This window comes from Pseudomonas onubensis (assembly GCF_965653655.1).
In the GTDB taxonomy this organism is placed as follows: Bacteria; Pseudomonadota; Gammaproteobacteria; order Pseudomonadales; family Pseudomonadaceae; genus Aquipseudomonas.
The window spans coordinates 1-25,237 of record NZ_CBFHAZ010000044.1 but is presented as its reverse complement, the minus strand read 5'-3'; the positions used below and the strand labels follow the sequence as shown (position 1 = coordinate 25,237).

The window sequence follows — 25,237 nt, the reverse complement described above, 5'->3', positions numbered from 1 at the left end:
CGCATTGCTATATGTGCGGGCAGTTTAGATAGTCGCGGGCGTGGGGTCACGCGTTATACGTCTATAAGGTAAAGTCGACGCCTCCTCGAAGAAACTTCAGGTAACAAAGCATGCGGCTGTTTCTGCGCCAATCCGTCTTGAGTCTGCTGGCCTTGGCATTTCTCAGTCTGTTGACCAGCGCCCAGGCGGACACTTCGCTGATCAAAGTCGCCCTCGACCAGCGGGTGATCGACCTCACCAATACGCTGGATAGCGGCACAACCGAGCGCTTGAAGTCGCAACTCACCGCCCTCGAACAACGCAAAGGCGCCCAGGTGGCCGTGCTGCTGGTGCCTACCACCGGTGGCGCAACCATCGAGGACTTTGCCAACCAGCTGTTCCGTGCCTGGAAACTGGGGCGCAAGGACGTCAACGACGGCATCCTGCTGGTGGTGGCCAAGAACGACCATAAAGTGCGTATCGAGGTGGGTTACGGCCTGGAAGGCACGGTTACCGACCTGTTGGCCCACCGCATCATCGAAGAACACCTCACCCCGGCGTTTCGCCAGGGCGACTATGCGGGAGGGATTCAACAAGCCGTCGATGACCTGGGCGTGCTGGTAGACGGCGGCGACCTGCCCACCCCGGTGGGGCCAGAGGTTAACCCGCAGGCCATTGCAGTGTTGTTGGCGTTTATCCTGGGCGGTGTCGGCGGCGTGCTGATCGCGGCCGGCAAGCTGCCTTGGCGCCGGGCTTTAATCGCCACTGTGGCGGTTACGCTACTGTTGACGCTGTATGGGGGCGGGCGCGACTGGCCGATGTACCTGCTGGTATTGCCGCTGACGCTGCTGATTGGTGGCGCGACCTTCGGCGCCTTGTGGCTGGCGCGTACGGTGTTTTACTGCGTGATTGGGTTACTTGCCTATGTGGTCGGGCTGTTGGTGGTGGACCACTTCGTCGCCGTCAACTTCGTCCACTGGCTGGTGTGGCCGTTTGGCAGTGCGTTGGTGCTGGCGTTGTACGTGGGCCTGTTCTACGTCATCCACCAATCCTGGAAAAATAGCCCGCGCTTCTTCCTCGTGCGCGTGTTGGCGGTGGTAGCGGTGTATGTGGCAGTCGGGTTGCTGCTGGGGCAAGGCTATCAAGGCTGGATCATCGCCATACCCGCCGCTTCGGTGGTGGCGTTTATTGTGTTTTTGCAGAGCATTTCCGATGGCGGCTCGGGTTCGGGTGGCGGCTCTGGCTCAAGCTCCGGCAGCTCTGGTTCAAGCTCCAGTTCAAGCAGCAGCTCGTCCGGGGGCGGTGGTTCCAGTGGCGGCGGTGGGGCATCCGGTAGTTGGTAAGCGCTAGTGCGGTTTGTAGCCGACCCATCCTTTGAAACTGAAGCCGGCGTAGAACAGCTCCACGCCCTCGAACCCGGCTTTAACCATCAAGGCGGCATCTTGCTCGGGTGACAGTACCGGCAATTTGGCACTGATCGCGGTAATCGCGCGCTCGGCATCCTCGACCGGCACGCCCGAGTCGACTGCAAACGCGGCGTAACGTTTCAACCAACGGCTTTTTTCCTGCGGTGCCTGGGGGAAACTATGGTGCGCCACGATCAGCGGTGCGCCGGGCAGCAAACGTTGCCACAGGGCCTTGAGGGTTTGCAGGCGTTCCTGTTCTGGAATGAAGTGCAAGGTCAGCAGGCAAGTGGCGCCGTCAAAGGGACCCAATGGCGCGGTGTCGATGTAACCCTCATGCAACTGCACGCGCTCATTTAACGGGCCGAGTGTCGCCTGCGCCAACTTCAGCATCTCGGCCGATGGGTCGACGCCCGCAAAGCGCCAGCTTGGCTCGGCGTCGGCAAAACGTTTAAGTTCCAGGCCGCCCCCGGCGCCCAATACCAACACGTTGCCGGTAGCAGGAACCGCTTCACGCAGCAGCAAGGTGGTCATGCGTTGCAGGCCGTCGAAGCCCGGCACCAAGCGCACAGGGCCTTCGGCGTAGCGGGCGACCGCATCGGGGTCGGAAAAAAAGCTCATGGCGGGCTCCGGCAGATTGGGCGAGGCGTAAACCCTACTGCGGCGCATCGGCAGAGGCAATTGCTGTCGCCTGTATTCGTGGTAAAACGTTGATCCTTGTACCCCCTGAGTACGGAGACTCAATGCCTGCTATCAACCCGCCACCCGTTACTGTTCGTGATGCCATTGCCGAGGACGCCTTATGCATTGGCGTGCTCGGTATGCAGGTATTCCTCGACACTTATGCCACCCAAGGCATCCGTGCCTCGATTGCCAATGAGGCGTTGCAAGCCTTTGCGCCGCAGACCATCGCCCACCTGATGGCACAACCTGGCCTCTCGCTGGTGGTGGCTGAGTCGAACGGCCACCTTGTTGGCTTTGCCCAGATCCAACTTCACGCCACTCACTCGATGATCACAGCACCGGATGCCGCCGAGTTGCAGCGCCTTTATGTCCAGGAGCGATTTACCGGCCTGGGAATTGGCTATCGGTTGCTGCAGGCGGCAGAACAGCGCGCAGCCTCGGGCGCCGCGTCTGTATTGTGGGCGACCGTGTGGGTGGGCAATGAACGCGCGTTGGGTTTTTACCCTCGACGTGGTTATGCGATGCTGGGTTCGCCGACCTATACCTTCCAGGGAGAAACCCACGGCAATCGTTTATTTGGCAAAACCTTGGAGCCCTGCACATGAAGGCTCAGGGCAGGGTGATGTAGTCGTTCCGCTGGATGATCGGTTGGTGCGCGCCTTGCACCAGGTGAACATAGCGACCGTCCACCAGGTCGATAGGCAAGCAGTCGTCAACATCCATCACGCCATCGGTATGGGCCTGCGACCAGTGCTGCAATAGCTGTTGCTGGCCCTTGCGCTTGGCTTCCTGTTTGTCGCGAGCCACCACCAGTAAGTAATGGTGGGCCTCGCCGAACACGCTGGCTTCATAACCCCCCAGGTTGATGAAGTACAGGTGATAAGCACCGGCAGGCGGTGCCATTTGGCTGAGTTCGACCTTCCAGCCGCCCACGCCATCGACCGCCATCCAGGCGTCGATATGCATGCCTTTGGGGCTGCCGAACCAGCCTTCGCGCAATTGCGCGTAGGTGGCTTGCAGCGTGTCCGCCACTGCGAATACCACATCGTGAACTTCGATTTTGGCCCGTGGGTGCTTGCCCCCGAGCATGACAACAAACAGCATTACAGGTCCTGCCTGGCGATTGGGTAAAGGCTAACCATACTTCGATTGAACCCTTTTGTCCGGTCAGTGCCACACTGTTAATTCGCCAACTCATCAGGAGGTTGTTATGCGTACCATTGATCTGGCCGGTGTTCCCGTGCCTGTCATCGGCCAAGGCACCTGGCGCATGGGTGAAAATCCGGACCAGCACAAAGCCGAAGTCGCCGCGTTGCAATTGGGTATCGACGAAGGCATGGGCCTGATCGACACCGCTGAAATGTACGGCGAAGGTGGCGCCGAAAAGGTGGTAGGCGAGGCCATTCGTGGCAAGCGCGACCAGGTGTTCCTGGTCAGTAAAATCTACCCTCACAATGCCAGCCACAAGGGCGTGCCGCGTGCCTGTGAAGCCAGCCTTCAGCGCCTCGGCACCGATTATATTGACCTGTACCTGCTGCACTGGCGCGGCCAGTACCCGCTCGAAGAAACCGTTGAAGCGTTCGAACGTCTGCGTGAGGCAGGCAAGATCGGCCGTTGGGGTGTTTCCAACTTTGACGTCGCCGACCTGCAGGAACTTACATCCCCCGCCTGTGCGACCAACCAGGTGCTCTACAACATCGAAGAGCGGGGTATCGAATTCGACCTGTTGCCATGGTGGCAACAGCACCATTTGCCACTTATGGCGTACTGCCCGATCGCCCAGGGCGGCGAACTGCTGTCCAGCCCGACGCTCAAGCAAATTGCCCACCGACATGAGGCCACACCCGCACAGATCGCCCTGGCCTGGGTATTGCGCCAGGACGGTGTGATTGCGATCCCCAAGGCGGTGAGCCCCGAGCATGTGCGGCTTAATGCAAACGCCGCGAAACTGGTGCTCGACGAGCACGATCTGGATGCGATCGACCGGGTGTTCGGTGCACCCAAACGCAAGCATCCACTGGCAATGGTGTAGCAAGTGCGCAGAAACGGTGCCGTCCATGGCCGCCGTTTCTGCGTCGCCCAGGGTTAGCCGGCGACCGGGCTACGCCAATCGTCCGAGCCGGAAGTACCTGCCACTTCGTGGGTCCAGATAATCTTGCGATAGGTGAAGTGCACATCTTCCAAATGCGTGAAGTGCGCGTTTTCAGGCGCCTGGCAGTTGGGCATGCGTGACTGGATATCCACGATGGTCGCCCCCTCAAGCTCGATGGTGAAATAGTGCTCCTGGGTGCCGGCCGAGGACGTACGGAACCATTGCAACTGGCATTTGACTTCTTCGCCACTGGTCAGCGCGCTGAACAGCAGGGGCGATGATTTGTCGAAGACCTTACTGATCATCAGCGGTTTGTGAACCCTCTGGCCGGTTGGCTGACCGGATTGCGGGTCACGGGGGATGATCACCTGATGCGAAAAAGCCTGGACCAGAATCTGGTCTTCGTGGCCCTCCTGATAAATATTGCCTACCGAGTCCTGGGTAAAAGTGCCTGCCGTAATCAGTCCTTGTTTGACACCGGTGATCGAAAGGTATGCGGGTGTTGGCATGACGGGTTTCCTTGCCTGATGGTTGAAGTAGTGCCAAGCGGCAGTTGTGCCGGCTGGGCAAGTTTCTATAACAAGAAGCGTGCCTGAAATTAACAAGTCCAGTAAAAACAAGGGGTGCGCTTGTTGTTGGGGTTGTTTTTGAAAGATGGGGGGTCGTTTTAATGGATTTTTAATGAAAGTATTTGCGCAGGAGTGTGCATTAATTTGCTCATCTTGTTGTTGTGTGTATTTATTGAAGGGGCAAAGTAATTAAACATATTGAGCTGATTTCGCTGCGCAAAACGGTGCGCACGCCAATAATCATGGGGCTTGTAGGAAAATCCTTAAGTGCGAGGTGGGCACTTGCTGGATGTCATTTGCGAGGCTAGTGTTTACGAACTTTGCGGAGGGGGTTGCGAGGTTTTTATAGACGTTACGAGGTTTTTATAATCGTGTTTTTTTGCGCCTCAGTGTGATTCAGGTGCATGGGGTTTTATTATTTTTTATTTGGTATGCGGCCCAAAATGGATTATTCAGGCGCTTTGTGTGGTTATTATCTTGAACTTGCCTTAGTGCCCTGTTCGCAAGGTAACTTTGCAGGCAGTGATATGCGCTTTTCAAGTGAATATGAAGCCTTGGAGGCCGAACTTGGCAAGCAGCAATCGATTCATGTCAGCACCCAGCCGGACTGGCAGGTGGTCGTGCAAATCAGCCAGAGCTTGCTGCGTCAGCACACCAAGGATCTGCGGGTGGCCGCCTGGTTGACGTGGGCGTTGTACCAGCGTGAATCCTGGCCAGGGCTGGTGGCGGGCCTCGGGTTGTTGCGTCATTTATGCGAGCACCAGTGGGCGGTTGTCTATCCGCAAAAATTGCGCACTCGTGGCGCAGCACTCGGCTGGTTGGCGCTGCGCCTGGAGCAGGTACAAAGCTTTTCGCTCAACGATCAGCAGCCATTGTTTCGCCGCATGCTTGAGCACCTGACGCGCCTCGATGCGCTCTTGTCTGCGCACTTGAGTGATGAGGCGCCGTCGCTGTTAGCGCTGCGCAGGCAATTGACGCAGCGGTTGGAGCAAGCCGCACAAGCAGAGCTGCCAGAAGCAGCTGTGACGGGTGTGATCGCTCAGGTCAAGCAGGCCGCGACGCGGTTGCTGAGCACGGAGCCGGCAGCAGATCACGACAAAACTGGCCACCAGACGCTAGCCAGCGAAAAAGAGGCCCACAAGTCACTGCGCACGTTACAGGAACAAGGCCGGCACTTATGCAACTGGTGGCAGCGCCAGGATGCGACCGACCTGCGTGCCTTGCGCCTTAACCGGACACTGACCTGGCTGGCACTCAACAGCTACCCGGACGCTGACAGTGAGCGGCTCACGGTGCTTCGTGGCCCGACGCCCGACAAGCTCAAGCGCTACCGGGAACGTTTTGCCCAAGGGCACTACGGTGAACTGTTGCTCGAATTGGAGGCCAGCCTGGCGAGTACGCTGTTCTGGTTTGACGGCTTGCGCATGGTTTGGGAATGCCTTGAGGCCTTGCAGGCCAATCTGGCCATGACCGAACTGGAAGTCAGCTTCGCGCTGTTACTGCAACGCTTGCCAGACCTGCCCGAATTCAGGTTTCACGATGGTACGCCGTTTGCCGATACCGCCACTCGGGACTGGATCACGCTTCAGGTCGCTCGACACTTGCAGCCTCTTTCGCCGTCCGACGTGGTTGTTGATGCCAACGCCGAACCCTGGGAGGTGGCCTTGCAAGAGGTCATGCCCAGGCTGCGCAAGGACGGGCTCAAGGAGGCAATACACGTACTCAAGCAGGGCATGCTCACCGCACGCAGCGAGCGCGCGCGTTTTCATTGGCGGCTGGCATTGGCGCGGTTGTGCGTATCGGCAGGCAAGCAAGCGCTGGCGAAAGTGCAGCTGGAAGGCCTGGACCACGAGCTTCAGCACGCCGGCCTGGATCGTTGGGAGCCGGAACTGGCACTGCAGGTTGCACAGCTTTTGTATCGCTGTTGCGAGCTTTTGCCGCAAAGCCAGGCCGTACGCGAGCGTAAGGAAACGACCCACCGAAGGCTATGCCACTTCGATGTTGAAGCGGTACTTGAATAGGTTTTTGAACCCCTCGAAAAAAGGAGATTTACCGTGGCCAAAGAAGGTTCGGTAGCACCCAAGGAACGTATCAATATCACCTTCAAGCCCGCCGTAGGGGGCGCCCAGGAGGAGGTCGAGCTACCGCTGAAGTTGCTGGTGCTGGGCGACTTCGCCCAGCGCGAAGACCCCCGCAAGCTCGAAGACCGCAAGCCCATCGGTATCGACAAGAACACCTTTGATGACGTGCTGGCCAAACAGGCACTGGCGTTGACCCTGAGCGTGCCTAATCGCCTGCAGGAACAGCCTGATATCGAAGCGCTGTCGATCCAGGTGCGGATCAACTCGATGAAGGATTTTACCCCGGCCAACCTGGTCGAGCAGATCCCGGAGCTGCAAAAACTCATGGCGTTGCGTGAAGCGCTGATGGCCCTCAAGGGGCCGCTGGGTAACACGCCGAGCTTTCGCAAGGCGATCGAACAGGCGCTGGCGGATGACGACTCCCGCGCCCGGGTATTGACCGAATTGGGGTTGAGTGACCCCACAGCCTGACACTTTCAGTAAAGGACACTGATGCCATGACGACCCAGCAGCAACCGCTACCCACCCGAATGGCTGACGAGCACAGCATTCTGGACACCATCGTTGCCCAGACACTGCTTAGCGCGGATGACGAGGCCTACAGCATTGCCAAACGCGGCGTTTCGGCGTTTATCGAGGAGCTTGTCAAGCCGCACAACCGCGGCGAACCGGTCAAGAAGCGTCTGGTCGATCGAATGATCGCCGAGATCGACATGAAGCTCAGCGAGCAAATGGATGAAATTCTTCATCACCCGGATTTCCAGGCACTTGAGGCCGCCTGGAGAGGGCTGCAACTGCTTGTCGACCGCACTAATTTTCGCGAGAACATCAAGATTGAACTGCTGAACGTCTCACGACAGGACCTGCTGGAAGATTTCGAAGACTCCCCGGAAATAACTCAGTCGGGGCTCTACAAGCACATTTACAGCGCCGAGTACGGTCAGTTCGGCGGCCAGCCCGTGGGCGCCATCATCGCCAACTACTTTCTTGGGCCCAGCGCGCCGGATGTGAAGCTGATGCAATACGTTTCCAGTGTTGCCTGCATGGCCCATGCACCGTTTATTGCCGCCGCTGGGCCGGGCTTTTTCGGTTTGGAAAGCTTTACCGGTTTGCCTGACATGAAGGATCTCAAGGATCATTTCGAGGGGCCTCAGTTTGCCAAATGGCAAAGCTTTCGTCAGAGCGAAGATGCTCGATACATCGGCTTGACCGTGCCGCGGTTCCTGTTGCGCACCCCTTACGACCCCCTTGAGTGCCCGGTCAAGACATTTGCCTACCAGGAAAACGTGGTTAACAGCCACGAACACTATTTGTGGGGCAATACTGCGTTTGCCTTTGCCACCCGGCTGACGGACAGTTTTGCCCGCTTTCGCTGGTGCCCGAACATCATCGGTCCGCAAAGCGGTGGTGCGGTCGAAGACCTGCCCCTGCATCACTTCCAGAGCATGGGTGAAATTGAAACCAAGATCCCGACCGAAGTGCTGGTCTCTGACCGTCGCGAATACGAGCTTGCGCAGGAAGGCTTTATTGCCCTGACCATGCGCAAAGGCAGTGATAACGCGGCGTTCTTTTCCGCCAGCTCGGTGCAGAAACCCAAATATTTCGGCAACAGTGCCGAGGGCAAGGAAGCGGAGTTGAATTACCGCCTGGGAACGCAACTGCCCTACATGATGGTGGTCAATCGGCTGGCCCATTACCTCAAGGTTTTGCAGCGCGAGCAGTTGGGTTCATGGAAGGAGCGTACCGACCTGGAACTGGAGCTCAACAAATGGATCCGCCAATACGTTGCCGACCAGGAAAACCCCAGCGCCGAGGTGCGTGGGCGGCGCCCATTGCGGGCTGCCCGCATCGTGGTCAGTGATGTCGAGGGCGAACCTGGCTGGTACCGCGTCAACCTCAGTGTACGGCCGCACTTCAAGTACATGGGCGCGGACTTCACCCTGTCCCTCGTCGGCAAACTCGACAAAGAATGAGAAAGGGGCAGGGGATACCCGATCATCGCAGCCTTTTTGAGCGTCTCGAAGGCCTGGCACCCGCCAGGGCCGGGAGCGTGGCGTCGATTGCCGCGCACTTGGAGAAAATGCTCAGCACACGTGCAGGCAGTGTCTTGACGCTGCCTGACTACGGGCTGCCCGACCTCAACGACATGCGCCTGAGCCTGCATGAGTCATTGAGCCAGTCGCGCCTGTCGATTGAACGGTTCATTCAGGTGTACGAACCACGTCTGTCGAATGTACGTGTCAGGGGCTTACCCGATACCGGCAACCCTTTGGTCCTGGCGTTTGTGATTGAGGCAACACTGCTGATTGATGGCGTTATGCAGCCGGTGGTTTTTAACGCGCAGTTGGCCGGTGGTGGTCGGGTTGAGGTGCTGCCGGATGTCCTTTAACCACTTTTACCAAAGTGAACTCAGTGCCTTGCGCCAACTGGGACGGCGTTTTGCTGAACGCAATCCAGCCTTGGCACCGTTTCTCGCCGACTCAGGCCAGGACCCGGATGTAGAGCGTCTATTGGAAGGCTTTGCCTTCCTGACCGGGCGCCTGCGCCAGAAGCTGGCCGACGAGCTGCCAGAACTGACTCACTCATTGATGCATCTGTTGTGGCCCAACTATATGCGGCCACTGCCGGCCTTCAGCATCTTGCAGTTTGACCCCTTGAAACATGCGTGTACCACGGTAAGCGTAGAGCGCGACACGCCGGTTGAAAGCGTATTGGTCAACGGTGAGCGCTGCCGTTTTCGTACCTGCTACGCCACACAGGTGCTGGCGTTGCAACCGAGCCACCTGGCGTACTTGCCCCAGGGCGTACAAACGTTGCTCAACCTGCGCATGGAGATGAGCGTCGAGGGCAATTTGAGTCAGTTGGCATTCGATCAATTGCGCTTGCATCTTGCAGGTGATCGACAGGTGAGCCAAGGCTTGTACCTGAGCCTGCTGCGTCATCTGGAAGGCATCGAGTTACGGCTCTTTGACCACGAAGGGTTGGTGATAAACGATCGCGATGGCCAGCCGTTGTCGCTGCGGCTTGCTGCCAGCCAAGTAAGACCGGTGGGGTTCGATGAGGAGCATGCACTGATTCCCTATCCGGCCAACACCTTTTGCGGTTATCGGCACCTGCAGGAATATTTTGCGTTCACGGACAAGTATCTGTTTGTCGATGTACTGGGGCTCGATGCGTTACAGACGTTGCCCAATGAACTGCTCAAGCAGGCGAGGGGGGTAGAGCTGCGTTTCAAGTTAAACCACCCTGCGCATGCGACGCATCGCCCCACTCTGGACAACGTAAAACTGTATTGCACGCCGATTGCCAACCTGTTCAAGCATGACGCAGTGCCCATTCGTCTGGATGGCAAGCAGGATGAGTACCTGCTGCTGCCGGGTGGCATAGCGCGGGGCAATGCCGCTGTGTTTTCCGTGGACCAGGTGACCGGATGGCGCCCGGGTGGTCTGGGCTACCAGGCGTACGTGCCGTTCGAATCCTTTGAGCATGGCAGTGGCAGTGCCACGTCGGCGCGCACGCCCAGCTACAGCATTCGTCAGCGCTCGTCGGTGCAAAGTGCCGAACTGGATACGTGGTTGAGTTTCGGCACCGGCCCAGGCAATGAGCAGGAAACCCTCTCGGTTGAATTGACCTGCACCAACCACAACCTGCCACGATTGTTGCAGATTGGGGAGATCAATCAGCCCTGCGAGCAAACCCCGGAATTCCTGACGTTTCGCAATATCTGTGCGCCTACGGCGAGCTTTGCTCCGCCTCTGGACCAGGACTTTCTCTGGAAGCTGATCAGCAACATGTCGCTCAACTACCTCTCGTTAACCGATACCGGCGCCTTGAAAGTCATCCTCGAAACCTACGACTTGCCGCGCTATCACGATCGACAGGCACACAACGTCAGCCAGCGCAGGTTGGATGCGTTGAAGTCCATCCATCATCACGCCGTCGACCGAATTCATCGTGGGCTGCCGATACGCGGCCTGCAAGTCGAGTTGAGCATTGACGCCAACGGCTTTACCGGCCAGGGCGAGCTGTTTGTATTCGCTTCGGCACTCAATGAGTTTTTCGCTTTATACGCCGGCCTCAATTCGTATCACGAACTACGGGTCACCAGCACACAAGGAGACGTGTATCTATGGCCACCCCGCATGGGTCGGCAGGCCCTGCTTTGACTGCTCTATCACGCTCAATTCGTGAGTATTCGTTATTTCAGGCGGTGCTGCAGGTGATCGAGCGCCTGCGCGGCAACCATCCCTTGCTGGATGACGACGCGCTATATGACCTGCTCGAGTTTCAGGCCAACCCAAGCTTGGGGTTCCCTGGGCACGACATCGACCGGGTGACTTTTTTTGTCGAACACGGACAGTTACGGGCGCGCCTGCGTCTTAATGTGCTTGGCCTGTTTGGCTCCGGTTCGCCATTGCCCGGGTTTTATCAAGAGCAGGCGAGTGGCAGCGTCAGCCGTGGCTTTCTGGACGTATTTCACCACCGCCTGCAGAGGTTGATGCTGCCGATCTGGCGCAAATACCGTTATCGAGCGTGTTTTCGCACCGACGCCGGTGATGCTTTTTCCGCGCAGATGTTCGCGCTGGTCGGGCTGGGCAGCCAGCAGATTCGTGACGTGGCGCAGTTGGACTGCAAGCGATTGTTGCCGTACCTGGGGCTGCTGAGCCTGCGCGCGCACTCGGCAACCTTGATCGAAACGGTCCTGCGTCATTACTTCAAGCACAGCAGTGTGTTCATTGAACAATGGGTTGAACGCACGGTGGTCATCGCCCAACAACAACGCAACCAACTCGGTGCGGCCAACAACGTGCTTGGCGAAGACCTGCTGCTGGGGCAGCAGGTTGCCGATCGCAGCGGCAAGTTCAGAGTGCATGTCGAGGGCTTGAGCTGGCAGCTATTCCACACGTTTTTACCCGCCGGCAACGCCTGCAAACCGCTGTGCTCGCTGGTTCGCCTGATGCTGCGTACGCCACTGGACTATGACGTGCGCCTGGTACTGGCCGAGGGTGAAGTGCGGCCGCTGCATATTGGCGAGCGCAACGTGTGCCGTCTCGGTTGGACCAGTTGGTTGGGGTACGAGCGTGCCGACGGTGTGGTCACTCTGGCCAGCCACTCTGATTAGGGACTGATGATTATGATGAATGTAGACCTGCAACAACTGATCCGGACCTTGACCCCGCAGACGCGCCTTGACTTGACGCGGTCCGCCGAGCGCTGTGTAACGCGAGGCGGCAAGGAAGTGTTGGTTGAGGACCTGCTGCTGACACTGCTGGAGCACCATGACGGCCCTTTGGTCAGGGCGCTGGCGGATGCCGAAATCGCTCCCGGTGAGCTTCAGGCCATGCTGCAGCTAAAAGGCGAGCAAGGTGCATCGCGCAGTCCGGTGTTCGCCCCGGCACTCGTGCAGTGGTTGCAACAAGCGTTAATGGTTGCCCACCTTGAACTGGGGCAGGTAGAGGTAGGTGCAGGTGCTTTATTGTTGGCACTTCTACGTCATCCGCTGCAACACGCGGGCAGTGGTTATCAGCGACTATTGAGTCGTTTGGACGCGCAGCGTGTGCGTGAGTTTTTGTTGAGCCAGGACTCCGATACCCGTCCGTTGCAACAAGAGGAATCACTGCTTGAGCGCTTTACCCATGACCTGACGCATCAGGCTCGCGAGGGGCTTATCGACCCGGTCCTGTGTCGAGATGCGCAGATCCGTCAATTGATCGATATCCTCGTGCGTCGGCGCAAGAACAACCCGATTCTGGTGGGTGACGCTGGCGTGGGCAAGACCGCCATCGTCGAAGGGCTGGCGTTGCAGGTGGTGGCCGCACAAGTGCCCGAACCCCTCAAGGGCGTGCGCATACTGACCTTGGATATGGGCTTGTTGCAGGCCGGTGCGAGCATCAAGGGCGAGTTCGAACGGCGGCTCAAAGGTGTGATCGACGAGGTTAACGCCTCACCCCAGGCCGTGATCCTGTTTATTGACGAGGCGCATACCCTGGTGGGCGCAGGCGGGCAGGCAGGGGGAGGCGATGCCGCCAATTTGCTCAAGCCCGCCCTGGCGCGTGGTCAATTGCGCACGATCGCCGCCACAACCTGGTCCGAATACAAAAAATACATCGAAAAAGACCCGGCATTGGCACGGCGCTTCCAGCCGGTGAAGGTCGGCGAGCCGAGTGTGGCGGCAGCGGTCTGCATTTTACGTGGGTTGGTGCCGGTGTATGAAGCCAGCCATGGCGTCTATATACGTGACGATGCGGTCGTCGCGGCAGCGCAGATGAGCGCTCGTTACCTGGCAGGACGGCAGCTGCCGGACAAAGCCGTCGACGTATTGGACACCGCCTGTGCGCAAGTGCGCATAAGCCTGACGGCGGCGCCTGAGGCGTTGCAGCAACTGTGCGCTGAAGTGGCTGAGGGTGTTCGACAGCGTGTGGCGCTTGAGCGGGATGTTGCAGCAGGCTTGACCGTTGACCAACCGGCGTTGCAAGCACTCGCCCAGCGGCTGGACACACTTGAGCTTGAGCGCCAGCAAGCCGAGCAGCGCTGGATGCAGCGTGAACAGCAGCAAGCCCACCATGAGGTATGCCCACGGGTGGTCGCTCAGGTAATCAGCGGCTGGACAGGGATCCCGGTTGAGCAACTGGCCTTGGAGCACAGTGAGCGCGTGCTGGGTTTTGCCGACGCTCTGCGAAGTCGAATTATTGGGCAAGAACCGGCGGTGCAGGCGCTTGATCGCAACCTGCGGGCGGTGGCTGCGGGCCTCAATAACCCTGGCGCCCCGGTGGGCGTCTTTTTGCTCGCAGGCCCAAGCGGGGTCGGCAAGACCGAGACGGCCTTGGCGCTGGCGGACTTGCTGTACGGCGGCGAGCGCTTTGTGATCACGCTGAATATGTCGGAGTACCAGGAGCAACACTCCCTGTCCCGATTGATCGGAGCGCCTCCCGGTTACGTTGGTTACGGCGAGGGTGGGGTGCTGACCGAGGCCGTACGCCAGCGACCTTATTCAGTGGTGTTGCTCGATGAAATCGAGAAGGCCGACCCAGAGGTTTTAAACCTGTTCTACCAGGTCTTTGACAAAGGCTTGGCCAATGACGGTGAAGGCCGCGAAATTGACTTTCGTAATACGCTGATCCTGATGACGTCCAACCTGGGCAGCGAACGCATCACCGCACTGTGCGCCGATGGCCAGCGCCCCGACGCTGCGACCCTGGAGGAAGGGATCCGTCCCGTATTGCGCGCCCACTTCAAGCCGGCGCTGCTCGCCCGCATGCGTGTCGTGCCGTATTACCCGCTTGCTGGCGAACGCTTGCATGACGTGGCAAGGCTCAAGCTGGCGCGCCTTGGCCAACGGTTGCACGCGCGCGAACTGGTGTTCAGCTACAGCGCCGAATTGGTCGCGCACATGGTCGAACGCTGTCTGCACCAGGACAGTGGCGCGCGTTATATCGACCAATGGATCGAATCCCATTTGCTGCCGCAGATCGTTGACCGTTTGCTCAGTGCGATGGCCGTTGGCGAATCCCTCAAGGCCACCCACGCGACGCTGGATGGCCGCGGTTTGCCGGTGTGTGAGTTCAGCCAATGACGCACAGCCCATTCAACCCGTTGCCCGACCCGCTGACCTATGCCGACCAACTGCTGGGCTGGTTCAGCCGCCTGGGGTTCGAGCGTGAAGAATCGACGTTGGCGAGCCTTTGCGTCACGGCCGCTGCGCAGTTGAGCCAGTGCGACCTGTGCCAACTCTACGCCCGGGATGAAACGACCGGCCAGTTGCGGTTGATCGCTCACCACTTCCCTGAAGGGGAACCAACAGACGTGCTGGCGCCAGGTGTCGATGTTCAGCATCAGCAGTTATTGCGCTACGCCCTCGAGCAGCGGAGTGCGTTGACCATTGATGAGCTGTGCAACAGCGCCTATGACAGTCGTTTTCTACCCGCGACGACAACGCCTTGGCACTCGCTGTCATGCCTGCCTCTGGTCAATCAGAGCAAGGCGGTGTGCGGCGTCCTGCTGTGCGCCAGCCTGCGCCCGGCGCAATTGCAGCGTTACGCCGTGTCACTGGGCCAACTGGGTAGCTTTGCCCTCGGCCAATTAACCCTGCGTCGGCTTGCCCATCCTGGGCGCCTCACTGCTGTTGCCCAGTGCGGTACACCCGTCACCGGCGCCTACGGTTTGATCGGCAACAGTACGGCGATGGCGGCGACCTGCCTATTGATCGGCAAGGTTGTGCAGGCGCCTTTTACCGTGCTGCTGCACGGTGAAACAGGCACTGGCAAAGAGGTTGTGGCGCGTGCAATTCACGCCGCTGGCCTGCGCAGCAAGCAGGCGTTTGTAGTGCAAAACTGCGCAGCCTTTCCCGAAGGCTTGCTGGAGAGTGAGCTGTTCGGTTACCGCAAAGGTGCTTTTACCGGTGCGGAGCGAAATTATGCAGGGCTGTTTGACGCAGCCGACGGCGGCACATTGCTACTGGATGAAATTGGCGATATGCCGCTTGCCCTGCAGGCAAAGCTACTGAGGGTTTTGCAAGAAGGTGAGGTGCGCCCCCTGGGCGCCAATACCGCCCATAAGGTCGACGTGCGAATCATCGCCGCTACCCACCGCGACCTGCTGGCAATGGTCAGCCAGGGGACTTTTCGCGAGGACCTCTATTACCGATTGGCACAGTTCCCTATCCAATTGCCGGCATTGCGTGAGCGCGACGGTGATGTGCTGCTGCTTGCCCGGCACTTTGCTGAAAAGGTTTGCGCTGCACTCGAAAAACCGCTGGTCAGCTGGTCCAGTGCTGCGCTTGATCAGCTCTCGGGTCACGCCTTCCCCGGCAATGTGCGTGAGCTCAAATGCCTGGTGGAACGTGCGGTGCTGCTGTGTGACGACGGGGTGATTTTGCCTGCGCATCTGTCGCTGTCCTCGGCGCCTGCAGGTGCGACCGTCGAGGCAACCCTGCGTCAGCGCCTGGAGCGGGTGGAGCGGGTCTTTCTGATCGATTGCCTGCACAAGAACCGTGGTAATCGAACGCGCACTGCGCGTGAACTTGGGGTTGCACGTCGCACGCTGCTGTACCGGCTGGCGCGGTTGAATATCCCCATGGGCGCGTCTCGAGGGGAATGCTGAATGGCGTATTCACGCTGGCGTGCTCATGGGCTCTGCGATGCCCCGCTTGTTTTATCTACCTGGGAGAACCCCGATGTCTGATCGTCCATGGCGAGCCGTGGTGCTCGTGTTGTGTTTGCTGAGCGGCTGCAGCGCCAATTACGTGTTTGATGATGCTGACTATCGTCCTTTGGGTGATCCCCAAGCGACCCGTCGCGGCCAATGAAAAGGGAGCCTTTCATGCAATTAGTGCTTGAGGTGTGTGATGGCGCGGGCGGTGAGCCGCCAGCGCGCAAGGTGTTCGATGGCATGGGCGGCGTGGTCGGTCGTGGAGCCGGTTGCGACTGGATTATCCCTGACCCCAGTCGCTTGCTTTCCAGTCACCACGGGTTGATCGGTTACCGCGACGCACGTTATTTCCTGACGGATATCAGCAGTAACGGTATCCGCGAGGTGGGCAGTGGCAAGTCGCTGCAAAAGGGCCAGGCACGGTTGATTCTGGAGGGTGATGTTTTCCAGTTGGGGCCGTTTGCAATCCGTGCGCGGCTGATTGAGCGCGCGGCATCGCATCGCCCGCCATTGTCCGCCGACGCCGGGTTGATACCCGAAGACGCTTACCTGGGCCTGGACCCCGTTCACGCATTGGATCACCAGTCGGTGCATGGGGCACTGTCGTGCGAGTTGGACGCCTTGAACGACACGCAAGAGGCATCGGGTGCCTGGCTGTATGGAGACGGTGTTGAGCGCGATCACCTGGCCTTACCCGCACAGGTAGCTTCTCCGGGGGAGAGGGTCGAGCCGGTCTTGCCTGAATCGCCGGCGCCCGAGGCGGACGAAGCGTTCTGGGCGCAGTTCGCCAAGGCGTTGGGCGTCAATGTGCAGACGCTTGATTGCGCTGGCCGCGAGGCGTTGGCGATCAAGGCTGCGGGTTTGCTCAGGCACGCGATTGATGGGTTGCAACAGAACCTGCGCACTCACGACGAACTGCGCAACGAACTGGATCTGGACGCAAGCACCTCGATCAAGCGCCCGAACGCGTTGAAAGACAGCCTGGGCGTTGACGCTGCGTTGGTGTCGTTGCTGGGCACGGGTGAGTTGGCGCAACCCTGCGCTGAAACTGCCATTACGCAGGTGTACCGACAAATGCAAGTGCATCAGGTCGCGCTGCTCGTTGCGTGCCGCACGGCGGTGCGCACCTCGCTGGCGACGTTTGCCCCCGGCCATTTGCTGGCCAGTTTTGAGCGCGATGACAAGGTGCCTAGGTTCTTTGCAGACGGGGCGCATTGGCGGGCCTACCAGCGCCGCTATCAACGGTTGGTCGAAGCAGACGCATTGAGCCCGGGCCTGTTGCGCGGCGACTTTGCCAAGGCCTATGAGGAGCAGGTACGCCTGGCCTCAGCGTTATTTGCCACACACCCGGGAGGATGCCCATGACTCGTCTCGCCATAGCCCTGTTGGTCGTGTTGGGGCTACTGGGTGGTTGCAGCAGCCTGTCACCCTTTTCCACATTGACCAAGCTGGACCTGACGCTGGCCGCCAGTGAAGAAGTGAATCCCGACCTGCATGGGCGTCCCTCGCCGGTGGTGGTGCAGCTGTTTGAACTCAAGCATCCGGTTGCATTCGAACACGCGGATTTTTTCACGCTTTATGAGCATGCCGAGCAGGCGCTGCCCAAAGACTGGGTGAGCAGCGAGGAGCTGGAGTTGCGTCCCGGCGAGCAGGTGGCCCTCAAGCTCAGGAACGAACCGCAAAGCCGTTACGTGGGCATCATTGCGGCGTACCGCGATTTGCCCAATGTGCAATGGCGATGGGTGCTGCCGCTTATGCCACAGCAAGTGACGCGAGCGCACCTGGTGCTTGACCAGTCGGGTATCCGGGCTGCCGACCCACTCGCCAGCCTGGTGGAGAACTGATATGCAGGTTCATAAAGTCATCTGGCAGGAAGGGATGTTGCTGCGCCCCGAGCATTTGCAACACAACGATCGTTATTACCACCAGCAGCTCAACCGAACCCGTTTGTTGGCCAGTGATGCCTGGGGTTTCCTGAGCCTGGACATCGATCTGCAGTACCTGAACCTGGGCAAGTTGGTGGTCAATCAAGCCAGTGGCGTTTTGCCGGACGGCAGTCTTTTTGAGTTGACCTCCACCATGGCGCCACTGGTACTGGAGGTGCCGGCCAACGCAGGCAAACAATCGGTGTACCTGGCGTTGCCGATGGCGACCGGCAATCAGGTTGAAACCCGCACGCAGGAGGCGCGGGATGTCTTGGCGCGCTACATCGCCTGTGACGTTGAAGTGGCCGACTCCAATGCAGGCCGGGATGCGCGTTGCCAGATCCGTTGCGCACGCCCGGATTTGCGCCTGTTGCTCGGTGATCAGCCGGGTGATGAGGCCTACGTGAAGCTGAAGATTGCCCAGGTGCTGGAATGCTCTGCGCAAGAGGGGCTTCGAATGGAACCTGATTTTGCCCCGACGTTTATTTATGTGCAGGGCTCGGGGTTTGTTTCGTCCTGTCTCAAAGAAGTGATCAGCCTGCTCGCCAGTCGGGGGGATGCGATTGCTGAGCGGATTGGCGGCAATGGCGCCACGGCAGGTGCGCAGGTTGCGGACTTTCTGATGCTGCAACTGATCAATCGGGCCGAGCCGGTATTGCGTCATTACCTGGCTCAGGCGCAGGTGCGCTCAGAGGCGCTGTTCCGCGAAATGCTGTCGATACTGGGGGAACTGGCGACGTTTGCCAGTGACAGCAAGCGCGCCACCCAGCAGGTGCGCTACCTGCATGGCGACCAGGGCGCCAGTTTTCGTGGGTTGATGGCAGGCCTGCGCACGGTGCTGTCGATGGTCTTTGAGCAGCATGCCCTGGAGCTGGTACTGCAACAGCGCCAGTATGGAGTGATGGTCTGCCCGGTGGCTGATCTCAAATTGCTGGGCAGCGCGACATTCATCCTGGCGGTCGCGGCTCAATGTGATTCGGAAGAACTGCGCCATCGCTTGCCGGCCCATCTCAAAATCGGCCCCGTAGAGCGCATTCGTGAGCTGGTCAACCTGCACCTGGCGGGCATCAAGGTCAAACCACTGCCGGTGGCGCCACGCCAGATCCCTTTTCACGCCGGCAAAACCTATTTCATGCTCGAACTCAGTGCCCGTGATATCGCGCAGCTGGAGCAGTCGGGTGGGTTTGCGTTCCATGTCGGCGGCGAGTTCAGTGAGTTGGAACTGACCTTCTGGGCAATCAGGAATTGAACATCATGAACATGGACTGTGAATACCCGCTGGATGAAAAAACCGTGTTGCTGGACCGTAACGGCCACGGCCCGGCACAGCGCCCGGTAACGGACTTCCCGTCGCCACCGCGTTTTGAGCAGTTGGAGGACCGCATGGTCTATGCCGCCGCTGTGCAGGGCGCGCAACGTTTCAACGTGGGCCTTAACCCGCTGGTGGCAGCTGCCTGGGAACTGCTGTCCGAGGTGCTTGAACTCAAACTCAGCAGCGGCCGGGAAAACCTGCAGACGCTCAACGACCGCCTGGCCGCAAGCCTCACACGCTTCGAAGCCCGCGCCCAGCATGAAGGCATGGAAAGCGCTCAGGTGATTGCTGCTCGTTATGTGCTGTGCAGCGTTGTTGATGAGGCGGTGGTCACCACGGCGTGGGGGAGTCGCAGCGACTGGTCGAAGATCAGCCTGCTGAGTCGTTTTCACAACGAAACCTTTGGCGGCGAAAAGTTTTTCCAGCTGTTGGAGCGACTGTCTCGCGACCCCGTAAAGCACCTGGCCATGCTGGAGCTGATGTACCTGTGCCTGTCGATGGGTTTCGAAGGCAAGTACAGGGTTATGGAGCGCGGTGTGACCCAGCTTGAGGGCGTCCGTGATGCCTTGTATCGCCAGATAAGACACGTGCGTGGCGATCCGGTGTCCGTGTCTGCATGTGCCTTGCGACCGGAGCCGGCACGCCACAAGCGATTGCGCACGCTCTCTGCAAGCGGGTGTGTGGCGTTGGGCTTGATCGCTTTGCTGACGATGTATTCGGCCGCTGCCTGGGTATTGGGGCAGGAGCGAGCCCAAGCGCTGCAACCCTTTCAACCTTCGGCGCCGGAACTGACTCTGACGCCCTTGTAACGCTGGGAACATTGAATGAACGCATTCTTCAAGGGCGTGTGCACCCTGCTGCGCATTGTTTGGGTATGGAGCTTGTTGCTGGTGCTTTCCAGCGCCTGCCTGGTGTGGTTTTTCGGGCCTGCGCTGGCGGTGGATGACCACCGGTTCTGGCAGGGTGCCACGGCTCGGCTCGTGACTATCAGCGCGCTGTTTCTGCTCTGGGGGCTGGCGATGGTCATTACGGGCGCACGCCACAGCGTGCGGTCTCCAGCCGACGAAAGCCGTGCCGACCGTCAGCATCCGGGGCTGGTAGAGGACGAGCGCAAACAGGTGCGCAGCCGTTTCAAGCACGCGCTGCACACCTTGAAAACATCTCGCCAATATTTGGGGCGCAGCGTGCGCTCACGCAATGAACTGCCCTGGTACTTGTTGATCGGACAGCGCGGCAGTGGCAAGAGCGCTTTGCTGGCGGCGAATGGCTTGCAGCGTCCGCCGGATCAACTTCAAGCAGCATCACCCGGGGCCAGCGCCTACTGTGATTGGTTCTTCGCCGATCAGGGCGTGCTGATGGAGAGTGCCGGGCGCTACCTGGACCAACCTGACCGCGAGGTCGATGCTGCTGGTTGGTCGACATTGCTCGGCCTGCTCAAGTCCAGGCGCCGGGTACGTCCACTCAATGGCCTGGTGGTGACGTTGTCGGTGGACACCCTGCTGGGCAGCAATGAGCATGATCTGGAGCGTCATGCACGGCATGTGCATTCCCGGTTGCAAGATATCCAGCAGTCGCTGCATATCGATATTCCGGTGTATCTGGTGCTGACCCACGCTGACCACATCCCAGGCTTTACCGAGTTTTTTGATACGCCGCAGGACAGCACCGCAGAGGGCGTACTCGGTGAGCTGGTCACTGGCAGCCACACGGGTGTGCCGATGGCGCAGGTACGCCAGGCGTTCGAGGCGCTGCTGCAGCGCCTGAGTGGTGAACTGGTGCAGCGCCTGCACCAGGAGCGCAGTGTCGAGCGCCGTGGCCAGATACTGGATTTTGCGCCACAGCTGGCACGCATCGGTGAGCGTTTATGCCTGTTTATCGAGGTGGCGTTCTGCGCCCATCGCAATCAGCGCATCCAGGGGTTGCGAGGTTTCTATTTGACCAGTGCGGGTGAGCGGCACGAACGCTTTGCCCAAGGTCTGTTCAACCAGGTGATTTTTGCCGAGGCCGATCTTGCGGGGCTGCACACCGAGGAGCGCCGACGCATTCGTTGGCAGCAGGCGGGATGGGCGAGCGCCGTAGCGCTGGTCATCGGTGCGGCGGGCATGCTCTGGACGCACAGCTATTGGAGCAATCACCAACGCCTGGAGCAATTGGCGCAGTTAGGTCAAGTTAATACGCAGGCTTCGGCCGATGCGGACCAGACGTTGGTGTTACTGACGTTGCTGAACAATCGCCTGGCGGCTACTCGGGTGTTTCCGCAGGTATCAGAGGCGGGCGTGCTCGAGAGGGCCGGGCTGTTTCAGGGGGAAGTGACTCGACCCGTGTTAGTCAGTGCTTACAACGACGCCCTGCAGCAAATGGGCGCCCAGGTCGCTTCGCTGCTCGAAGAACAGGTGCGGTCGAGCCTTGGGGATCGCGAACGGTTACTGGATAACCTGCGCGCCTACCTGATGCTCAATCTGCGCGAGCGACGTGACGCCGTGTGGCTGGCGGAGCGGGTGGCCACTCGGTGGTCCGAGCGTTTTGCCGGTGAGGCTGCGACGCAGGCGCGCCTGAGTGAGCACTTTGGCCAGCTGCTTGAACAACCCTTTGCTGTGCCACTCAATGATGAGCTGGTAGCCCAGGCGCGCCAAGTGCTGCGCGGAGAGTCGCTGGCAGACGTGGTGTATCGCGTGCTGCGCGAGCAATCGCACACGCTGGAACCCAGCCGCCTCACGGACGGCACCGTATTCACGGCGCTGGATCAACCGATTGCCGGTTTTTACAGCAAGCGCTATGTGCAGTATTTCGACCAGCAAGGCCCGCGACTGGTTAACGCGATTGTCCAGGACAATTGGGTGCTGGGACAGGCGACTGACCTTAGCGCGATGGAACTGCGCCGGTTGATAGTCGAACTGGAACAGCGTTATTTCAGTGAGTACGCCGATGCGTGGAGCCAGGCCCTGGGGCAGGTCCGATTACGCGAAACCGAAAACCTGCGCCAGGACGCCGAGCAACTGGCGAGCCTCACCTCGGCGCAATCACCGTTGCTGTTGTTGTTGCAACAGGTGCGTGAAAATACCCGTTTGCTGACCACTGATGAGCCGCTGTCAGCGGTGCTCCACGAGAGCGGTGACGTAGCTGCTATCGCTCAGTCAATGGCTGCCCGAGTACGTGCAGGTGTTTTGCCCAAACCCACAGGCGATGGCGCCGCAAGACGCGCGTTGCAACGTCGTTTCGAGCCCTTGTATCAACTGCTTGATGAGCAGCAAAACCCGGGTGAACAATTGACCCAGGCGTTGCGCCAGCTTGACGCTGTGCACCTGCAACTGATGGCGCTGAACCGCGAAGGAGCACCGGAGCAGGCGGCTTTCCAGATGGTGAAACGGCGTATGGAAGGGCAGCAACCTGGGTTGGGACAGTTACGCGATGTTGCCGCACGTTTGCCGCTGCCGCTCAAAAGTTGGATCGAGGGCCTTGCCGACGACAGTTGGCGGCATCTGTTCGACGAGGCCTATACCTATGTAAACCAGCGCTATCAGAGCGAGGTGTACAGCCTGTACGCCAGGGCTATCCGCCAGCGTTACCCGTTCAATGCCCATGCCAGCAGCGACGTGGCCGTGGGCGACTTCGAGGAGTTTTTCAAACCCCAGGGCGTGTTGGCAAAGTTCCATGACAGTTACCTGCGCCCGTTTATCAGCGCCGACGGCGGGCGTTATCGCTTGCGCGGGCTGGAAGGCCAGAGCCTGCCAATGTCGCGCGCGATGCTGGAACAACTCGGCAAAGCGCAGACCATCCGCCGTGGTTTTTTCGCTGGCGACCAGGGCGAGCTGGCGGTTCGATTTACGTTGGCACCCTATAGCCTGGACCAGGCGGTCAGCCGCGCGGTGTTGAGCTTCGGCGGTCAGCAGTTGGAGTACCGTCATGGGCCTATTGTGCCTGTGACGTTCCAGTGGCCCAGCGAGGTGGAAAATGGTCGCAGCAGCCTGGTATTGGAGCGCGGTGCAGAGCGACCGTTGGGCATCGAGAAGAACAGCGGGGCCTGGTCGCTGTTTCGCTTCTTTGACTTGCTGCACAGCGAGCCTGCCAGCGGGCGCGATGCGCAGATACTCAAGTCCGACCTTGCCGGTTTGCGCGCCAATTACCTGTTGGTCAGCCAGCGCACACCCAGCCCCTTTCAGATGGACACATGGCGCACGTTCCGTTTGCCGGAGCAACTATGACCGGGCTGCAAGCACCTGCAAACAGCGCGGCACGCACCCAACGTGGCAAGGCCAGGCAGCGCAACGAAGATGCGTTCCTCGACTGCCCCCAGCAGGGTTGCTGGGCGGTTGCCGATGGTATGGGCGGCCATCGGGCCGGGCACAGGGCCAGCCAATCGGTGGTCGACAGCCTGGCCGCGTTGCCGGCCCAGGGTACGTTCGATCAGCGCATCGATGCGGTGCAGCGATGCCTGCAACGGCTCAATCAGAGTTGGGGTGATCAAGTTTCACCGCCGGCCGAAGGCCGCGACGACAGGATGGGCAGTACCGTGGTGGTTCTGCTGCTGCAGGACCGTCGCGCAGCGTGTATCTGGGCGGGCGACAGCCGCTGTTACCTGTGGCGAGGTGGGCGGTTGTATCAGCTGTCGCGCGATCATTCACTGCTGCGTCAATTGATGGATGAGCAGCGCTTGAGCCTGGCGCAGGCCCAGGCGCATCCCGACGCCAGGGCATTGACCCGCGCCGTCGGCGCCCGGCACCCGCTGAAACTCGAGGTGCTGGAGTTGGGCGCGCACCCAGGCGATGTGTTTGTGCTGTGCAGTGACGGCGTGTACCAGGCGATGACGCACGCCGAGCTGGGCAGCGCCATGGACAGCGGTACGCCGCAACAGGTAGTGGCGCGGTTGTTCACGACGGCGTTGCGCGGGCCGGCGCGGGATGACCTGACGGCTGTGGTGGTGCGCGCATGACCACGGCACCTGGCATGCCCACCTTGCTGGCAGGGCGTTATCACCTTGAGCGCGTGCTGGGTTCGGGCGGCATGGGCGTGGTCTACCGGGCGCGCGACCTGTTGCACGAACAGTTTGGCGAGCCCTGTGCCAGTGTGGCAATCAAGCTGCTCGGTGAGAATCTGCGGCTGGCGCCCGATGCACATGTGTTGCTCTACAGCGAGTTTGCCCTGACCCGCAGCCTGCAGCATGAGCGCGTGGTACGCATGTTTACCTTCGAAGTGGATATCAGCAGCCAGATCGCGTTTTTCAGCATGGAGTTGATGCATGGCATGACCCTGGACCGGCTGCTGCTGGAGTGTCCCGATGGCTTGTCGTGGCGTGAGTTGCAGCCCCTGGCCGTGCAGTTGCTGGATGCCGTGGCGTATGTGCATCGTCAAGGTGTGCTGCATGGTGATGTAAAACCGGTGAATATCATGGTGGGTGAAGAGGGCATTCGTTTGTTCGATTTTGGTCTCGGGCAGGCGACGGCGGATGCGATGACGGGACTGGCGAGGGTGTGTCGTGACCGATTTAATGCCTGGACACCGGCATATGCGGCGCCGGAGTTGTTGGCGGGCGGTGCGCTGACGGCGAGTGCTGAGCTGTATGCGGTGGCCTGTGTGATCTATGAGTTGGCCGATGGCAGGCGCCTGGGTGAGCGCGGCGCCATTGACCGCCTGCAGCGTCCCCGGCAGTTGCCGGCCGCGTGCTGGCCGGCGTTGCGCTTGGCGTTGGCGATGGATCCTGAGCGTCGAACGATCAGCGTGGAGGCGTTGGGCGAGGTTATGGCACGGTGTCGGTGTCGATGGCGCTGGTTCAGGTAGCTACCGGTGCCTGCCAAGGTATCGATTTGGCCTGCGCTGTGTATCGGCTGTTTTGTGGGGATCTGGTTTTCTGTGGGAGCTGGCTTGCCTGCGATGGCGGTTTGTCGATGTACATATCCGTTGCTGCGGTAACGGCTTCTATCGGTTCCGCTCTTACAGCCAGCCCTTTCAAGGTCTTTTAACTTTAGCGGCCTTAAGCACCCGATCCGTCGATACGTGGGCATTCGCGGCTTTGCCTTCAAGCCATTCCTTAGGTTTAGGCACCTTCGG

General features: G+C 59.8%; 22 protein-coding genes. 19 read left to right on the top strand and 3 right to left on the bottom strand.

Going from position 1 to position 25,237, the window contains the following annotated elements; genetic code table 11:
- Nucleotides 1–110: 110 nt before the first annotated feature.
- The gene (locus ACTD9P_RS16020) at nucleotides 111–1,322 is read left to right on the top strand and encodes a TPM domain-containing protein (RefSeq protein WP_438868437.1); all 1,212 of its coding nucleotides are present in this window, start codon (nucleotides 111–113) and stop codon (nucleotides 1,320–1,322) included.
- Between the two features lie 3 nt (nucleotides 1,323–1,325).
- Here the strand turns inward: ACTD9P_RS16020 and ACTD9P_RS16015 are convergent, their stop codons facing one another.
- Nucleotides 1,326–2,003, bottom strand: a complete 678-nt coding sequence (locus ACTD9P_RS16015; protein ID WP_438868436.1) for a class I SAM-dependent methyltransferase — start codon at nucleotides 2,001–2,003, stop codon at nucleotides 1,326–1,328.
- Between the two features lie 122 nt (nucleotides 2,004–2,125).
- Here ACTD9P_RS16015 and ACTD9P_RS16010 point away from each other — a divergent pair, with 122 nt between their 5' ends.
- Complete coding sequence (locus ACTD9P_RS16010) at nucleotides 2,126–2,671, top strand: GNAT family N-acetyltransferase (protein WP_438868434.1); 546 nt, start codon at nucleotides 2,126–2,128, stop codon at nucleotides 2,669–2,671.
- A 4-nt stretch (nucleotides 2,672–2,675) separates the two neighbouring features.
- On the opposite strand, the gene ACTD9P_RS16005 is transcribed toward ACTD9P_RS16010, so the two are convergent.
- A complete protein-coding gene (locus ACTD9P_RS16005) occupies nucleotides 2,676–3,170 on the bottom strand; it encodes a DUF1543 domain-containing protein (RefSeq protein WP_438868433.1) in 495 nt (164 codons plus the stop codon).
- 106 nt (nucleotides 3,171–3,276) lie between these two features.
- Here ACTD9P_RS16005 and ACTD9P_RS16000 point away from each other — a divergent pair, with 106 nt between their 5' ends.
- On the top strand, nucleotides 3,277–4,098 hold the full coding sequence (locus ACTD9P_RS16000) for an aldo/keto reductase (RefSeq protein ID WP_438868432.1): 822 nt from the start codon (nucleotides 3,277–3,279) through the stop codon (nucleotides 4,096–4,098).
- Nucleotides 4,099–4,151: 53 nt separating this feature from the next.
- On the opposite strand, the gene ACTD9P_RS15995 is transcribed toward ACTD9P_RS16000, so the two are convergent.
- Nucleotides 4,152–4,667 carry an Hcp family type VI secretion system effector gene (locus ACTD9P_RS15995; protein ID WP_017136833.1) on the bottom strand — a complete coding sequence of 172 codons (516 nt, stop codon included), beginning with the start codon at nucleotides 4,665–4,667 and terminating at the stop codon, nucleotides 4,152–4,154.
- Nucleotides 4,668–5,170: 503 nt separating this feature from the next.
- Here ACTD9P_RS15995 and tssA point away from each other — a divergent pair.
- From tssA to ACTD9P_RS15915, 16 genes are all read left to right on the top strand, one after another.
- Entirely contained in the window at nucleotides 5,171–6,748 is a 1,578-nt protein-coding gene (tssA, locus tag ACTD9P_RS15990; protein WP_438868430.1) for a type VI secretion system protein TssA, read from the top strand.
- A gap of 33 nt (nucleotides 6,749–6,781) precedes the next feature.
- Complete coding sequence (gene tssB / locus ACTD9P_RS15985; RefSeq protein ID WP_438868429.1) at nucleotides 6,782–7,279, top strand: type VI secretion system contractile sheath small subunit; 498 nt, start codon at nucleotides 6,782–6,784, stop codon at nucleotides 7,277–7,279.
- A 26-nt stretch (nucleotides 7,280–7,305) separates the two neighbouring features.
- Nucleotides 7,306–8,781 (top strand): type VI secretion system contractile sheath large subunit, encoded by a 1,476-nt coding sequence (tssC, locus tag ACTD9P_RS15980; RefSeq protein ID WP_438868428.1) that lies wholly within the window; start codon nucleotides 7,306–7,308, stop codon nucleotides 8,779–8,781.
- Nucleotides 8,778–9,197 carry a type VI secretion system baseplate subunit TssE gene (gene tssE, locus ACTD9P_RS15975; protein WP_257626883.1) on the top strand — a complete coding sequence of 140 codons (420 nt, stop codon included), beginning with the start codon at nucleotides 8,778–8,780 and terminating at the stop codon, nucleotides 9,195–9,197. The genes tssC and tssE overlap by 4 nt, the downstream gene beginning before the upstream one ends.
- Nucleotides 9,187–10,974 carry a type VI secretion system baseplate subunit TssF gene (tssF, locus tag ACTD9P_RS15970; protein WP_438868427.1) on the top strand — a complete coding sequence of 596 codons (1,788 nt, stop codon included), beginning with the start codon at nucleotides 9,187–9,189 and terminating at the stop codon, nucleotides 10,972–10,974. Before tssE ends, tssF begins: the two co-directional genes overlap by 11 nt.
- A complete protein-coding gene (gene tssG / locus ACTD9P_RS15965) occupies nucleotides 10,938–11,930 on the top strand; it encodes a type VI secretion system baseplate subunit TssG (RefSeq protein WP_438868426.1) in 993 nt (330 codons plus the stop codon). Before tssF ends, tssG begins: the two co-directional genes overlap by 37 nt.
- Nucleotides 11,931–11,942: 12 nt before the next feature.
- The gene (locus ACTD9P_RS15960) at nucleotides 11,943–14,381 is read left to right on the top strand and encodes an AAA family ATPase (protein ID WP_438868425.1); all 2,439 of its coding nucleotides are present in this window, start codon (nucleotides 11,943–11,945) and stop codon (nucleotides 14,379–14,381) included.
- Nucleotides 14,378–15,907 (top strand): sigma-54 interaction domain-containing protein, encoded by a 1,530-nt coding sequence (locus tag ACTD9P_RS15955; protein WP_438868424.1) that lies wholly within the window; start codon nucleotides 14,378–14,380, stop codon nucleotides 15,905–15,907. Before ACTD9P_RS15960 ends, ACTD9P_RS15955 begins: the two co-directional genes overlap by 4 nt.
- Nucleotides 15,908–15,980: 73 nt before the next feature.
- On the top strand, nucleotides 15,981–16,112 hold the full coding sequence (locus ACTD9P_RS15950) for a type VI secretion protein (protein ID WP_438868423.1): 132 nt from the start codon (nucleotides 15,981–15,983) through the stop codon (nucleotides 16,110–16,112).
- Between the two features lie 14 nt (nucleotides 16,113–16,126).
- Complete coding sequence (gene tagH, locus ACTD9P_RS15945) at nucleotides 16,127–17,320, top strand: type VI secretion system-associated FHA domain protein TagH (RefSeq protein WP_438868422.1); 1,194 nt, start codon at nucleotides 16,127–16,129, stop codon at nucleotides 17,318–17,320.
- Complete coding sequence (tssJ, locus tag ACTD9P_RS15940; RefSeq protein ID WP_438868421.1) at nucleotides 17,317–17,799, top strand: type VI secretion system lipoprotein TssJ; 483 nt, start codon at nucleotides 17,317–17,319, stop codon at nucleotides 17,797–17,799. The genes tagH and tssJ overlap by 4 nt, the downstream gene beginning before the upstream one ends.
- A gap of 1 nt (nucleotide 17,800) precedes the next feature.
- Entirely contained in the window at nucleotides 17,801–19,129 is a 1,329-nt protein-coding gene (gene tssK, locus ACTD9P_RS15935; protein ID WP_438868420.1) for a type VI secretion system baseplate subunit TssK, read from the top strand.
- Between the two features lie 5 nt (nucleotides 19,130–19,134).
- Entirely contained in the window at nucleotides 19,135–20,001 is an 867-nt protein-coding gene (gene icmH / locus ACTD9P_RS15930) for a type IVB secretion system protein IcmH/DotU (protein WP_178112675.1), read from the top strand.
- Between the two features lie 15 nt (nucleotides 20,002–20,016).
- Nucleotides 20,017–23,394 (top strand): type VI secretion system membrane subunit TssM, encoded by a 3,378-nt coding sequence (gene tssM, locus ACTD9P_RS15925; protein WP_438868419.1) that lies wholly within the window; start codon nucleotides 20,017–20,019, stop codon nucleotides 23,392–23,394.
- A complete protein-coding gene (locus ACTD9P_RS15920; protein WP_438868418.1) occupies nucleotides 23,391–24,122 on the top strand; it encodes a PP2C family protein-serine/threonine phosphatase in 732 nt (243 codons plus the stop codon). Before tssM ends, ACTD9P_RS15920 begins: the two co-directional genes overlap by 4 nt.
- Nucleotides 24,119–24,967, top strand: a complete 849-nt coding sequence (locus tag ACTD9P_RS15915) for a serine/threonine-protein kinase (protein ID WP_438868417.1) — start codon at nucleotides 24,119–24,121, stop codon at nucleotides 24,965–24,967. Before ACTD9P_RS15920 ends, ACTD9P_RS15915 begins: the two co-directional genes overlap by 4 nt.
- Nucleotides 24,968–25,237 lie beyond the last annotated feature (270 nt).